This is a genomic window from Gammaproteobacteria bacterium (ex Lamellibrachia satsuma), assembly GCA_019623805.1.
Classification (GTDB): Bacteria; Pseudomonadota; Gammaproteobacteria; order Chromatiales; family Chromatiaceae; genus QGON01.
On sequence record CP053680.1, the window covers coordinates 3,423,749 to 3,438,377 of the forward strand.

Annotated in this window: 11 protein-coding genes; 8 read left to right on the forward strand and 3 right to left on the reverse strand. The window is 50.9% G+C overall.

From position 1 onward, the window contains the following. Positions 1–202: 202 nt before the first annotated feature. The 3 genes from HPY30_15015 to HPY30_15025 are packed head-to-tail and all read right to left on the reverse strand — an operon-like array spanning position 203 to position 5,576. Positions 203–4,936 carry a hypothetical protein gene (locus tag HPY30_15015; GenBank protein QYZ67173.1) on the reverse strand — a complete coding sequence of 1,578 codons (4,734 nt, stop codon included), beginning with the start codon at positions 4,934–4,936 and terminating at the stop codon, positions 203–205. Between the two features lie 20 nt (positions 4,937–4,956). After that, a complete protein-coding gene (locus HPY30_15020) occupies positions 4,957–5,355 on the reverse strand; it encodes a type II toxin-antitoxin system death-on-curing family toxin (protein QYZ67174.1) in 399 nt (132 codons plus the stop codon). Further along, positions 5,352–5,576, reverse strand: coding sequence for an AbrB/MazE/SpoVT family DNA-binding domain-containing protein (locus tag HPY30_15025; protein QYZ67175.1), 225 nt, complete (start codon positions 5,574–5,576; stop codon positions 5,352–5,354). The genes HPY30_15020 and HPY30_15025 overlap by 4 nt, the downstream gene beginning before the upstream one ends. Before the next feature lie 308 nt (positions 5,577–5,884). Between HPY30_15025 and rfbB the strand changes: the two genes are divergently transcribed. The 8 genes from rfbB to HPY30_15065 all read left to right on the forward strand — a co-directional run bounded on the left by rfbB (position 5,885) and on the right by HPY30_15065 (position 14,629). Continuing rightward, entirely contained in the window at positions 5,885–7,069 is a 1,185-nt protein-coding gene (rfbB, locus tag HPY30_15030) for a dTDP-glucose 4,6-dehydratase (protein QYZ67176.1), read from the forward strand. Positions 7,070–7,200: 131 nt separating this feature from the next. Further along, the gene (gene rfbA, locus HPY30_15035) at positions 7,201–8,073 is read left to right on the forward strand and encodes a glucose-1-phosphate thymidylyltransferase RfbA (GenBank protein ID QYZ67177.1); all 873 of its coding nucleotides are present in this window, start codon (positions 7,201–7,203) and stop codon (positions 8,071–8,073) included. A 5-nt stretch (positions 8,074–8,078) separates the two neighbouring features. Further along, positions 8,079–8,639, forward strand: coding sequence for a dTDP-4-dehydrorhamnose 3,5-epimerase (gene rfbC / locus HPY30_15040; protein ID QYZ67178.1), 561 nt, complete (start codon positions 8,079–8,081; stop codon positions 8,637–8,639). Between the two features lie 217 nt (positions 8,640–8,856). Continuing rightward, entirely contained in the window at positions 8,857–9,753 is an 897-nt protein-coding gene (gene rfbD, locus HPY30_15045) for a dTDP-4-dehydrorhamnose reductase (protein ID QYZ67179.1), read from the forward strand. Positions 9,754–10,452: 699 nt separating this feature from the next. Beyond that, positions 10,453–12,066, forward strand: coding sequence for a polysaccharide export protein (locus tag HPY30_15050; protein QYZ67180.1), 1,614 nt, complete (start codon positions 10,453–10,455; stop codon positions 12,064–12,066). A gap of 15 nt (positions 12,067–12,081) precedes the next feature. After that, positions 12,082–12,864: an ABC transporter permease gene (locus HPY30_15055; protein ID QYZ67181.1), complete on the forward strand. Its 783-nt coding sequence runs from the start codon at positions 12,082–12,084 to the stop codon at positions 12,862–12,864. After that, a complete protein-coding gene (locus tag HPY30_15060; GenBank protein ID QYZ67182.1) occupies positions 12,861–13,526 on the forward strand; it encodes an ABC transporter ATP-binding protein in 666 nt (221 codons plus the stop codon). Before HPY30_15055 ends, HPY30_15060 begins: the two co-directional genes overlap by 4 nt. Positions 13,527–13,528: 2 nt before the next feature. Continuing rightward, positions 13,529–14,629 carry a sugar transporter gene (locus tag HPY30_15065; GenBank protein ID QYZ67183.1) on the forward strand — a complete coding sequence of 367 codons (1,101 nt, stop codon included), beginning with the start codon at positions 13,529–13,531 and terminating at the stop codon, positions 14,627–14,629.

The following is a 14,629-nucleotide window of genomic DNA, read 5'->3' on the forward strand; positions in this document are numbered from 1 at the left end:
GATAAAAATCATGGGATATAACTTGAATAACAGAACTATTACTTATTTAACAAATAGATAAATAGTGTGCGTGTGATAGGTCGGGTTATGTCTGACGTAAGGAATGGAACCTCGTAGGAGCGCCGCCTCGGCGCGATTTGTCTATCGACGGAGTAATCGCGGCGGGGGCGCCGCTCCCACAATTCAATAGTCCGCTGTGGAATTAACCTGCTTCGCTCGCCTCTGCGGCTCTGTAATAGCGTTCCGGCCCGATCGTTTTCAGCAGAGCAAGGGCGATAAGCTCTTCATCAACATCACCCTGCTGACTGAAAAGGTGCTGAATCTTGCCTTTGGCCTCGGGGACGGCGGCGTTGATGCCCGGCGTGATTGCCTCACCCATGGATGAGACCATGCATCCCTCCGGGGCAACATTCAGAATCAGGTCATAACCTTTTTGCAGCTTTAATACGGCTTCGCCCACATAGGGGATGAATTCACCCCCCGGACGTTTGGTGGTGATGACCGATTCGGCTATCTTTAGTACCTTCGGCATCGCAGCAGGCATCTCCAGACCGGCTGCGGTATAGAGCGGTTTGGCGATGAGGTCGCGCAAAATGAAGTGTACTGCCCTGAGGCCGATCAGCCGAACCTGCTTCTTGCGCTTGTAGCGGGTGATACGTTTGCGCTCGGTTTCATCGATAGGGCGCTTGAGCTCGGCTCTGCTTTCATCGATAGCTTCGCGAGCGCGCATCAACATGCCTGCGAGTTTATAATCCAGAAAACTCCATACCGGTGTGTGGGTCAGGGTAAACTGTCGAAAGCCCAGGGTGGCCAGCAGCGTCTTATGGACAGCCTCGTACTGGGCGACGCGCATATAGGCTTCGCCGTCAATATGGATGCGGGTCGGGTCACCCTTGAGCGGCTGCGCGCACCACTGGCGGGCAAAAGCCTTTATGGGGTCTTTCAGGTCAGACCGATGCAGACCGTAGGCAAAAAAGTTGACCAGGTAGTTGATGCCGGGAACCTTGGCAAAGATTTCCGCTAACCGCAATGCAGCAGCTGAGGGCCGCATCTCAAACTCGATAAGCCGGTGCAGTTCCTCTTTGAGTTTTCGATACGCCTGTAAAAAGGCCTGGTATTCAGCATAATCCCTGCACTGAGAACTGCCATCGGCCAGGAGCTGGTGCAGCACACCCTGCACAATCGCACTTTGCACTCCACGCACGAAGACCCAGGCCGGGAAACCGGTATTGAATCCCTTGTTCTCATGGCCAACAAGAAACTGCATCACCAGCTCTTCGGTTTCGTCTTTGCCTGAGTTCTTCTGCTGATTGATGAAGATCTTGTGGGTTTCGACGTACTGCCCCTGGCGGCAGGGTCCCAGTCCCTTGTTGTTGAATATCAGCAATCTTGTCTTGTTGATAAATTCAGGATCGTTTTCCTGCTTGCGGCGTTTGAAATCCTCCATCGCTGCCATTACATCGCCATACACTGCAGCCAAAGGGGCGCAGACTGAGTCACCCGACATGGAACGCCCATCCTTGATGGCGGCCTGCAGGTCATAATCCTCATCATAGAGATCGATACAGGTAAAACCTGCGCTGCGGATTACCGAAGTCAGTCCCCGTGTGTCAGACAGTGTCGGGAAGTAGATCGCATCGGTTTCAGGATTGAGGGGATCCTGGTTGACCAGGCGGTCGAGCACCTTCACCTCAAAACCTTCCTCTTCTACGCTTTTCAGTTCCTCATGCAGCCCAGACTCCAGTTGCTTGACGTAGGTATTCATGCGGTTTTCCAGATGCGCCAGCTCCTTGATCGCTGCATCGGACTGGATCAGTAGATAGGGACGCTTTTTGGTCAACTCGGCAATCAGCGGATTGGTGACGCTGTCGGGGCCACACAAAAAGGTCGATACCTGCACCACCGGTATCAGGGTGTCGGAGTTCTTTTCCACCCGCTCAAACACCCGTCGCAATCCGGCATGACCGGTTACCTTGTGCAGTTCGCGTCTGCTGCAGGCATCGGCCAGGGTGGCGATCATGTGTGGATTGCGCCAATAGAGGTGTTTGAACTGGGAGTCGAAGTCAGCATCGAGGAGATAGCTGGGGATGCCCATCATGTTCTTGTCCCGCAGCAGCCGCCCGACGTGGCTGTCATAAATACCGGGATTGAGGATATATTCACGGCCCATCACCAGGGCGATTTCGCGCCCATCGTTGAGGGCTTGATTGGCCAGTTCGGTGGAAAAATCGGCGGCCGCCTTTTTGAGTCCCTGCTGGGCCTGTATCGCCCCTTCGACGATGTTGCGAAACTGTTCATATCCAACCTGCTTTCCATAATGCTCAAACACCGGCTGCAGACGTGGATAGATTTTCTGTGCTATCCGCTCCGCATTCTGCGACTTGAGATCAAGAAAAAACAGATGGATGCGGCTTTGCGGGTGTTTGGTCTCAGTGACCTTTTTGGCCACCGCCAGCCCACCCTGGTTGATGGTGCAGGTGCGTCCCAGGGAGTGTTTTGCGGGCAGGAACTCGATCTGTGGGGCCAGAATCATGCCGTGTGGCTGTGCGCCCAGACGCAGGAACTGGCCAACAGCGCCTATGTGCGGGGCACAGGTGTCGATGTGAAAATGCGGTTGGGCGTCGATGACATCGGACGCCTGCACATTGTCTACCTCCACCGGGATCTCCAGCGGTGTAAACAATGAGGCAAAAAACATCGCCCACTCCGAGACGGCGAAGCTGCGTGGTATTACCAGCCGGTTCGGGTCATCGGAGTGGGGCAGGCGGTCGTTGATAAAGTCCCAGATCTGCTTGTAGCTGTCAGGGCTGCCTTTAGTCTTGAGGCCCTTCATGGCCTGCACTTCGTTGATCGCCGTGCAACCACCAAGGGTGAAGGTAAATCGATTGCCCTCATTGCCGAGGCCGGTGAGGTGTGCGCGATTGCAGCGCGCAGCCTTGTCGCCGCACACGGCACCCTTGCAGACTACGATCTTCTTTTTGTAATCCTTGTCGATGAAGGCCTCAAGCTCGACCTCCAACGCCGTGGTGGTATCCTGCTCTGCCAGTGATTTAATCAGTCCGACACAGGCGCGGTGGCCCGGATCCGGTGGCACCAGGCAGTAGATGTCTTCGCCCACATAGCGCTGCATGCGCTGGGCAACCGCGAGTGGCAGCGGTTCACTGAGCATGGTCTGCCCATGGAGCAGGGCGACCGTATGTTTCGGCAGCTCGATCTGGCTCCAGAGGCTTCTGGCCATGTTCTCCACGATCGCCCAGTTGGCTGAAGCGAGAATCTCGCCGAGTTCATAACCATCAGCCTGTAGCTTGCGGGCGTTCTCCATCAAAAACACGGCGCAGGTGGCGTTGATGGCATAACCCTTGTCGGCATTGAAGGCCAGCTCACTGGCCACACTGATGTCGTCGAGAAAGAACATTGAGGTCAGGGTATCGATCAGGCTGCCCGTACCTGCGGAACACTTGACGTTCATCGCATTGTCAAACAGCTCGGCCTTTTTCAGCGCAATGGAGGAGATCTTCGTGTCCTCACCGCCAATGTCGACCAGCAGGCAGAAGTCCTCATTGATGTCGTCGAAACCGCTCGCCTTGAGACGTTCGATATGTTCACGGGCGTAGTCGATGGAACCCCGTGCATGGGCGTAGTTCTCCACCAGCACCGATACGCGGTCTGCCAGTTGAGGATAGATGTTGATGAGGGCTTTTTGCACCTGGTATCTGGCGCTGCCCGTCAAGCCGATCTGGCCGATCTGCAGGGTTTTCACCCCCTTGGCGATGATGTCGGCAAAGATCTTTTTGATCGTATCGATGGTATCGCCGGCATTGGAGTAGGCGCCCTTGTAGAGAATGGTGTCACCCGAGGCATCACTGATGATCAGCTTCGCCATGGTTGAGCCTACGTCCAGCCCCATCATGACGGGTGTGGTGCGGAGATGGGCCGCGTCAAAATGAGTCGGAGCGATGTTGGGCATACGCTGGTAGAGATGCCGTGTCTCAAGATCTGCCTTGACGTCAAACATGGCCGGGTACTCGCTGAGTCTGGACGTCTGCACAACGCGGCGGTCCGGTTGGGCGAAGTTGCCATCGCCGATGATCTGGCGCAGATACTGTAATCCCAGCAGCGGAAACCTGCCGCCCTCGTCGTAGCGTACATCTGCGGTGCCAACGGATTCGAGATAATCTCCGGCGCAGTCACGGGCAAACTGCCAGGCAAAGATGCCACCGCTCAACCACACCGTATCAAAACCGGGTTTGAGCTTTTTACAGGCCTTGAGCACCTCGGATTTCAGTGTTACCGCCAAGGCGAAATCGAGGGGAATGCCCTGGTTCTTGTCGGAGATCGTCGCCGAAGAGGCAAACACCCCGCAGCGGTCAGCACGGATATCGACGTCATCACGGCGCGGGCGGTTTTCCTCGCCGAGGTAGTCGCTCAACAGTGCGTCAACCGCTTCACGTTGGATATTGAGCTTTTGCAGTACCCGGTCGAGGTTGACCCCAGAGCCCGCGCCGCAACGCGGATTGACCACCAGCATATCGTTCTTGAGATTGCCCTCGATATCGACGCCTATGGCTATATACCCTGAAGCGGAGATTTCGATGATGCCCAGTGGTTTGTCCTGCAGCAGGCTGCGTGCTGCTGACCACAGTGCTGCCGAGCCAAGCACCACCTCACCCTGGCCGATATAGCGACGAACGATCTCCTGCAATTTACCCGTGATAGTGATGCCCGTTTGCTCAGGCAGCCGGTCAAGTCCAAGCCGGCAGATCGTACCACCGAGATCTTCATTGCTGGCTATTTCAATGCTGCCGAGTTCGGTATCAGAGGAATCGCAGGCCAAGATCCGCACACTGTGGACACCGGCATCGATATAGAGGTTTGTGGCGTGGGGCAGTAACCCAATAAACCAAGTGGCAGTGGAATGGTCTGGCTGTTGGGTCATTTGAGAGGGCTATTCACTTTTTACTGTTTGGCTTTTATAACGGTGGATTTTCTGAGCCAAATGGAAAGATCATCTTCGGTTAATTGGCCTGCTGCCAATTGCTCAATAATCACAACGGTTTCTGCTTCCTGAGCATCCAAAGAGTATCCATTCAGTTCAAGAAAAATAGCGATTACTGACAGTGCGACGCGTTTATTTCCGTCGATAAACGGATGGTTTCCAGCTAATCCATAACCATATGAAGCAGCAAGTTCAAAAATAGTACTATCAGTACTATAGGCAAGCCGTTGTTGGGGGCGATTCAGTGCGGAATCCAGCAAGGCTTCATCTCGCGTTCCTGATATTCCGCCATGCTCTGCAATCAGCATTTGGTGGACTGCCAGCACAACTCCAGGCAGCACCCATACAGGTTCGCTCATTTAGCCAACTCATGGAGGGCATTCCGATATTTTTTCATTACCTTTTCGGCTGCCTGCATCTGGCTTTCAAAGTCCTGCTGGTATGGAGTAAGAGTCAATCCTTCCGGGCCATCCACCAAGTACAGTACATCCCCTTTACCCGCTTTCAATTTACTAAGTGCTTCTTTTGGAAGCACAATTCCCATAGAGTTTCCAATTGGTGTTACTTTTACCTTTAACATCGTGAGCCTTTCTCTTGTTAGTACGAATGTTATTACGCAGTGTAGTCGTGTCTGAAAAGACCGTCAATTCTAATGGGCGTAACTTTAGCGCACTGGGTACATACCCATGTACCGGTTTTGGCTTGCGTTCGGTCTCCCAGCATGTCCCAAAGAGGTCTCAATCGACTCTGTTCCCCCTCCGGCTAACGTCTAAGATGAGCTATCCACAGGGGCTTTCTGGAAACTTTGAACACAACTCTATAGACTGACCAATCGCATTTTTTGCCTTTCTTGTGAGCGTTTTCAATCTCTTTGGCCGAGGATGAGAGATGCCCGAACAGAATCTATATTCTGGTGGCTGTACTCATCGTATCGTAGATGCTATATGGCATGACCAGGATGATAATTACCACAATCCGAGAATATCAGGACAAAAGGTGGATAAAGAAACACTATTGATCACAGGCGGTGCCGGTTTTATCGGATCAGCAGTTATCCGTTATCTGATAGAAGAAACCGGGCTCACGGTTGTCAATGTCGACAAGCTGACCTATGCGGGAAATCTCGATTCGCTCATGTCGGTAGCCAATGATCCCCGGTATCATTTTGAGTTGGCGGATATCTGTGATGCAGAAGTCATGCGCGATATTTTTTTGCGCTACCAGCCATCGGCAATCATGCACCTTGCTGCAGAATCCCATGTGGATCGCTCTATAGACGGGCCTTCGGAATTTATCCAGACCAATGTGGTTGGCACCTGCAACCTCCTTGAAGTGGCTCGAAACTATTGGTCAGGGCTCAGTGAAGAACAACAGGCAAGCTTCCGTTTTCACCACGTCTCCACCGATGAAGTCTATGGGAGCTTGGGCGAAACCGGCTTGTTTACCGAAGAGTCCCGATACGAACCCAATTCGCCCTATTCGGCCAGCAAGGCCTCATCTGATCATCTGGTACGAGCCTGGCATGAGACTTATGGTCTGCCGGTGGTGATTACCAACTGCTCCAATAATTACGGTCCCTATCAGTTTCCTGAAAAGCTTATACCCTTGATTATCCTTAACGCCCTGGATGGAAAAGCTCTACCTATCTATGGCAAGGGTGACCAGATCAGAGACTGGCTCTATGTCGATGATCATGCCAAAGCGCTCTATCGAGTCCTTTCCCAAGGAGAAGTGGGTGAGATCTACAATATCGGCGGTCACAATGAAAAAACCAATCTTGAAGTGGTCCATACGCTCTGTGCCCACCTTGATGAGTTGGTTCCCAACCGCCATGGGATAGATACCTACGTTGATCTCATTACCTATGTTGAAGATCGCCCAGGTCACGATCAGCGTTATGCTATCGATTCCAGTAAGATTAAGAGAGAACTTGACTGGGTTCCAGAAGAAACCTTTGAGAGCGGAATGCTGAAAACTGTTAAGTGGTATCTCGAGAATCTGGAATGGTGTCGAAGAGTGCAGGATGGCAGCTATCGCAGAGAACGACTGGGTCTTAAAAAGACAATGTACTAATTGTAGGTTGGGTTAGCGAAGCGTAACCCAACAATCAAATTGTCGTCGGATTACGCTTCGCTAATTCGACCTACCTGAAAGTCATTTGCGATCCCCGTCAATGATGGATGAATGGTAAAACAGGAAACACAATGAAAGGAATTATACTCGCCGGTGGTTCTGGAACACGCCTTCACCCGGTAACAATAGGTGTTTCAAAACAACTCCTTCCTATCTATGACAAACCGATGATCTACTATCCGCTAAGCACCCTCATGCTGGCGGGGATCCGAGATGTCCTGGTCATTACTGCACCTACCTTCAAAGAGCGTTTTGAAGATATTCTTGGTGACGGTGCTCAGTGGGGGTTAAATATTCAGTATAAAATTCAGCCCAGGCCTGAAGGGTTGGCACAGGCCTTTATTCTGGGTGAAGCGTTTATTGGCGATGATAACTGTGCTCTGGTCCTGGGGGACAATGTCTTCTACGGACACTATCTTAAAGAAATCCTGATTGATGCCGTAAACCATAAGGATGGTGCCACAGTATTTGCCTATCATGTAACAGACCCTGAGCGATACGGTGTTATTGAGTTTGATGGCAGCGGTCGTGCAGTCAGTCTTGAGGAAAAGCCGGATAATCCACGCTCGAATTTTGCGGTAACCGGCCTCTATTTTTATGATAACCAAGTAGTGGAAATTGCTAAATCATTAAAACCATCACCACGTGGTGAGTTGGAGATAACTGATGTCAACCGCATCTACCTGGAAAAAGAACAACTCAATGTTCATCTTTTGGGCAGGGGCTCCGCATGGCTGGATACAGGTACCTATGATTCATTGCTCGTAGCCAGCCAGTTCGTACAGACTCTGGAGCTTCGTCAGGGGCTAAAAATATCCTGCCCGGAAGAGATAGCCTGGAGAAATCGGTGGATTGATGATGAGGCCTTGGTAAAACAGGCAGCTGCATTATCAAAAAACAGCTATGGAGTGTATCTGGAAAGATTGCTCAAAGAGGGTCTATAACAAGAATGAAAGTAATCGAAACAGAGTTGCCGGGCGTATTGATTATCGAGCCGAAAATTTTTGGTGATGAGCGTGGCTTCTTCACAGAAACCTGGAATAAGCAACTTTATACCGATGCAGGAATTGCGGCTGAATTTGTGCAGGATAACCTCTCCATGTCACGTCGAGGGGTGCTGCGCGGACTGCATTTTCAGAATCCCAATGCCCAGGGGAAACTCGTCACAGTTCTTCAGGGTGAAGTTTACGATGTGGCTGTTGATATTCGTCGTGGTTCACCTACATTTGGACAGTGGGCATCGGTAAGTCTTTCATCTGAAAACAGACGGCTGGTCTACATTCCTGAGGGTTTTGCCCACGGCTTCTGTGTAACCAGCGAGACGGCTCTGTTCTGCTACAAATGCACCGACCGATACAACCCAGGGGCTGAAGGCAGCATACTTTGGGATGATCCTGACTTGGCTATCGATTGGCCGATTGATAACCCGGAACTCTCCGCCAAGGACCGTGATGGTATACGGCTAAAGGATTTCCCTATTGAACGACTGCCTGCGTACCATGCTGGTTAAAAATTGTGCCAGGGATCGGAGTCAAACCGGCAAATAATGATGGTAACAGCGATGTGGTGGTGCGGTTTGACTCCGACCCCGACCCCGTAAATCAAGAGACTCTGGCCAAGACGCAAAGTACGCAAAGGAACTGGGAAAATAATGGTTTCTTGGCACACTTTGCGTCTTGGCGAGAGCAATAATCTTTTCAGGTGGTCCAGAAATAGTTACGGAAGACATGAAAAAAACACGATTTCTAATCATCGGTGATCAAGGCCAGGTCGGCTGGGAACTTCAACGCTCGATGGCCACACTGGGCGATGTCATTGCCATTGGCCGCCGAACAAAATCATCGATTCTTGACCTTGTAGATCCCGACGTCATTCGCAAGGCAGTGCGGGAAATCAATCCCGACTGGATCATCAACGCCGCCGCCTATACATCTGTCGATAAGGCTGAAGAAGAACATGAACTTGCCATGGCGGTAAACGGCACAGCACCCGGCATTTTGGCAGAGGAAGCAAAGGCCATTAAAGCCACGCTAATCCACTACTCAACAGATTACGTGTTTGATGGCAAAGCAACCGAGCCTTACAAAGAAGAGAGTCCAACAAACCCACTAAGTGTCTACGGAAAGACAAAGCTGGCCGGTGAGAAGGCGGTTGAGGCAGTTGATGGGCGATATCTTATCTTTCGAACCAGCTGGGTTTATGGCAATCGCGGCCAAAACTTTCTGATGACGATGCGGCGTCTGGCGCAAGAGCGCGAGGGACTTAAGATTGTCGATGATCAGTATGGCGCACCGACCTGGTGCCGGCATATTGCCGAAGCAACCAGTCAAGCTGTTTCGCAATGCGTAGTAAACCCGGATTTGGTTGATGAGAAGCGGGGACTCTACCATCTGAGCTCAGATGGAATGACAACATGGTATGGTTTTTCGAGATCAATATTTGAATTGATGCGGGAAGCGGATGAAAAAATACTACTCCAATCGGTAAAGCCTATAGCTACAGAGGAGTATCCACTTCCTGCGCCGAGACCAGGCTATTCAGTATTGGATAATGCCAAGCTGCGACACCATTTTGGTCTGGTGCTCCCGGACTGGGAATTGGTGCTGGCTCAGGTGATGAAATAAACTTTAGGGAACCTCTGATCAATTGGATCATTGTCATCTCGACCCTAGGGAGAGATCTCAAGCTACAGGGTGCATAATAGGTTTCGAGGTATGAGATTTCTCACTGCGTTCGAAATGACAGTTGATCAGCGGTGCCTTAGTCTTAAATAATCGTATTATCAATGGGTTATGTGATCCAGGTTTCTTGCCGCGCTTGACATGGCAATTGATCAGGCATCCCTTAATCTGTAAACTACATTGTTTGGGTTTATTGCCACTTTTTAGTGCTTTCTATCTCCCTGGTATGGAAACTGTCAGAAAAATCCCTCTGCTCATATTGACTGCCTGCCTGGCATCAGTCACAGGATGTGCTACCTCTATGAGCATCCCATCGGCTAAGACAGAGACCGTGCAGCAGGATGTTGCTGCCAATTCCGTCAGCAATCCCCTTGAATTAGCCATTCTCTCTGAAATTCCAACCATGAACCCAGGGGCGAGAGGTGCAGTGGGCTCGGTCATGTTCGTAGCGGGTGATCTATACACCGCTGCAAGTGGTATGCGCTGCCGGCCTGTTAAGATAACGGGGAACCCATCCCCTGGTACCACCAGAGGACGAGTGGCTTGTAACAATGGACACTATTGGTTTTTTTCCGGAGATGTCTTTTTTGACGGGTTCAAAAAGTGACTGATTTTCAACAATATTTTGGAGTCTGGATGAGAATGGATAGGGTGAAAAGGCATTTCATCGCTCTGCTTTTTCTCGTTATGCTTTACAGTTTGGCGTGGTCACTTCAGGCCTCAGAGGCTGCTTTATCCAGTCAAACGGTTGCCGTGCAGCAAGTGGACGCGATCGAGCCGTTCGGCGCCAAGCTCTTTAACGGAAACTTCCTCAAGGCGCGGGGTGACGGTCTCAACCCCAACTATATCCTGGCTCCAGGAGACAAGGTGGCGGTTGCTGCGTGGGGCGCGGTAACTATAAAAGATATTTATACCATCGACAGTCAGGGCAATATCTTCATGCCGGAGGTAGGGCCGCTGAGGCTCGAAGGGGTGAAAAATGCCGACCTGACAAGTACGGTCAGAGCGCATATCAAGAAGGTCTACACCAGCAATTTTGATGTCTACACGAATCTGGCTACTGCACAGCCGGTAGCCGTTTTTGTGACAGGTATGGTCAACAATCCGGGCCGTTACGCTGGTCTTCCGTCTGACAGCATCCTCTATTTTCTCGATCTTGCGGGTGGCATCGATCCCAAACTGGGCAGTTACCGGAAAATTGAGATTATCCGCGCCGGAAAAACCATCAACACAACCGATCTCTATGATTTTATCCTTAAAGGTAAGATCGCCTCACCCCAACTGCAGGAAAATGACACTATCCTTGTTACACAGCGAGGGGCAGTTGTTCAGCTTGAAGGCAATGTGGCCCGGAATGCGCTGATCGAGATGAATTCAGCGAGTTCATCCGGTGGTGAGATTCTGAAGGTGATCCCCAAGGCAGCACAGGCCACTGAGGTCACCATCATCGGTATGCGCAATGGTCTGCCAATCAAGCAGACCATGCCACTCATGACCTTCCTTGATTATTCCTTGCACGATGGCGATACGGTAACGCTCAGAGACGACGGGCGCGCCAATACCATACTGATCAACATCCAGGGTGAATTTAGCGGACCGGCCACGTTGTCGGTAAAACGTGGCTCCCGTCTGGTGGATGTGCTCAACCACATTCCTGTCGATCCCGGATTGGCGAATACTGATGCGATTCACTTGCGCCGGGTTTCGGTGGCCGTGGCGCAGAAGGATGCTATCAGCGACGCTCTTTTCCGCTTGGAGCGTAGTTCAATGCTGGCATTGTCTGGCTCCCAGGGTGAAGTGGGGATCCGTGTTCAGGAGGCTGAGTTGATGGCTAAGTTTGCCGAACGGGCCCGCCTGATTGACCCGCTGGGAAGAGTGGTGACCTCTCAGAATGGGGTTCAACAGAACATTCTGCTGGAACCAGAAGACACGCTCGTTATTCCCACCAACACACAGATTGTGCGTACGGTCGGTGAGGTGATGATGATGCATGCCGTCACTTATCGTGAAGGCTGGACAGCAGAACAGTATATCCAAAAAGCCGGTGGTTACTCAGACAGGGCAGATACAGAAAAAGTCATCATTCACCACCCCAATGCCGAAGTTGAGGTAACTGATCCGCAGGTCATCATTATGCCGGGTGATGAGATTATTGTGCCGCCGAGGGTCGATTCCAAGACAAGGCAGTTTGCCTTGGACATGATGGATGTCATCTACAAGATTGCCATTTCGGCGAAAGTTGCTTTCACATTATGAGAAAGAAGAGAACTTGTGTCCCGTTCTCCCTTTGAAATTCAGAAAGCTGTTGTCTTCGCGCTCTTTGTTCGCGAGCTGAAAACGCGCTTTGGCAAGTATCGGCTGGGCTATGTCTGGGCTTTGTTGGAGCCCATGGCCCATGTGATTGTTCTCTCCGCCATCTGGAGTGCCATGGGGCGTAGCGAATTTTCTGGGATTCCAGTAGCCCTCTTCCTGGCGACGGGCATAGTCCCTTTTCTCTTTTTCCAAAAAACAGCCGGCCAGTGCATGAATGCCATCGAATCCAACCGGGGGCTGTTTAACTATCGCCAGGTACGCCCGGTTGATCCGGTGCTGGCACGTATTATTCTTGAATCGATAGTCTATTTTGCAAGTTATCTTATGCTGATTTTCGTTGCAGGATGGTTTCTCGATTATGATATAGGGGTTCATAATCTCCTCGGCCTGATTGTAGTCAATGCGTTGCTTTATCTACTGACATTCGGCGTGGGATTGACCTTTTCGGTCTATGGAGCACTCTATCCAGAGATGATGAAGCTGGTGCCAATATTTATCTTTCGGCCCATGTACTTCATGTCGGGGGTTATCTTTCCACTTATAGTTATTCCGACCGAATATCATCACTGGTTGCTCTGGAATCCTCTGCTTCATATAGTTGAACTGAACCACCTGTTCTTTTTTCGCGGCTTTGAGTCGGGAGAAGTAAATCTGTTATTTGTAACGCTCTTTGCCTTGGTGAGTACAACCTTTGGTCTGCTAAGTTACCGGGCCAACTGGGTGAGGATGGTGGCAACATGATACGTCTGGAAAATGTCACCAAATCATATCCTACACCCAAGGGGCAGAAATACATCCTGCGTGATGTGAGCATCGAATTTCCGCCAAAGTGCAACATCGCTATTTTAGGCCGTAACGGCATGGGCAAGTCCACGTTGCTCCGGCTTCTGGGGGGGATTGATTTCCCTAATCGTGGCTATATTCGGAGTGAGGAAAGGATATCCTGGCCCATGGGTCTGTCAGGCGGAGTACAAGGTAGTATGTCAGGTCGTGATAACGCCCGTTTCGTCTGCCGTATCTACGGTGACAGTGAACATGAGGTCGAGCGGAAGATCGAATATATCTATGAATTCACAGAACTGGGTGACTACTTTGATATGCCTGTAAAAACCTATTCAAGCGGTATGAAGGCCAGGCTCTCCTTTGCCACCAGTATGGCGTTCGATTTTGATATCTACCTGATGGACGAGATAACAGCAGTGGGTGACCAGCGGTTTAAGGAGAAGAGCCGCGCTGCATTGCAGGAGAAAAAGGACAAGGCCAACATCATCAAGGTCTCCCATAACATGCAGGAGTTGATACGTGACTGTGATGTCGGGATCTATCTCGAAAAGGGTCAGATGCATCTCTATGAAGATATTAAAGAAGCCGTGGCCATCTATCAAAGGGAACAAGCTGCGTAGTTATGTCCAAGAGCATATTAATCAAACTGGATCGTAGCGCCAGCCTGTTAACTTTGGTAATCATCCCCTTTGCACTGCTTGTGCTCTATTACAGTCTTGTTGCCTCTGATCGGTATACCAGTGAGGCTATCTTTACCATCAAAGAGAATAGTAGCAGCACAAGCAGTCTCGATATCGGTCTGCTGGGGATCGGAAATCCCTCGGGTCTTGAGGATGAGCGCATCATGAAGGAGTATTTGATCTCCGATGACATGCTGGTCTTTCTCGATAAAGAACTCGATCACAAGGCGCACTATCAGAAACTCAGTGCTGACTGGTTCTCCGCTCTGCAAGCCGATGCAACACGGGAAGAGTATCTGGAGTATTACCGTGACCATATCGATGTCTATTTTGACGAATTGTCGGGACTGTTATTCGTTGAGGTGCAGGCGTTTGAGCGCGACTATGCCATGCATCTGCTAGAAACCATGCTGCAGCAAGCCGAGAGCGTAGTGAACGAGATCAGCCACCGTCTTGCCATGGCACAGTACGAGTTTGTGGAGCAGCAGTTGGTGAAGACCCAGGACTCACTCAAGCTTTCCAAACAGCGTCTGTTGGAATTTCAGAATAGATACCAGATCTTCAGCCCGGAGCAGCAAGGCCAGTCCCTTACTGCCATTATGGATATTATGGAGGGTGAACTCAGTCAGGAGAAGGCCAAACTAAAACAGCTTCTTGGCTTTCAAAAGAGTAACTCCCCGCAAGTGATCGCCAGCAAAGAGCGTATCCGGGCACTCACAGAGCAGATAATCGATGAAAAACGCCGATTGATCGGAGAAGGGGACGAAGAGCTGAACGACCTGATGGTGAAGTTTACCAACCTTCAGTTAGATCTCGAATTTACCAAAGACGCCTACGCTTCCGCTCTGGTCGCCCTTGAGCAGTCGAGGGCAGAGGCCTCAAAAAAGATGAAGCACCTGGTCGTTGTCAGTAAACCCTCTCTGGCGGATGAGGCAAAGTACCCGGACAGAGTCTATATCCTGGTTACTGCATTCATCGTATTGTTGATGCTGTTTGGCATAGTCAGAATGACGATTACCACGATCAGGGAACATCAGGACTAA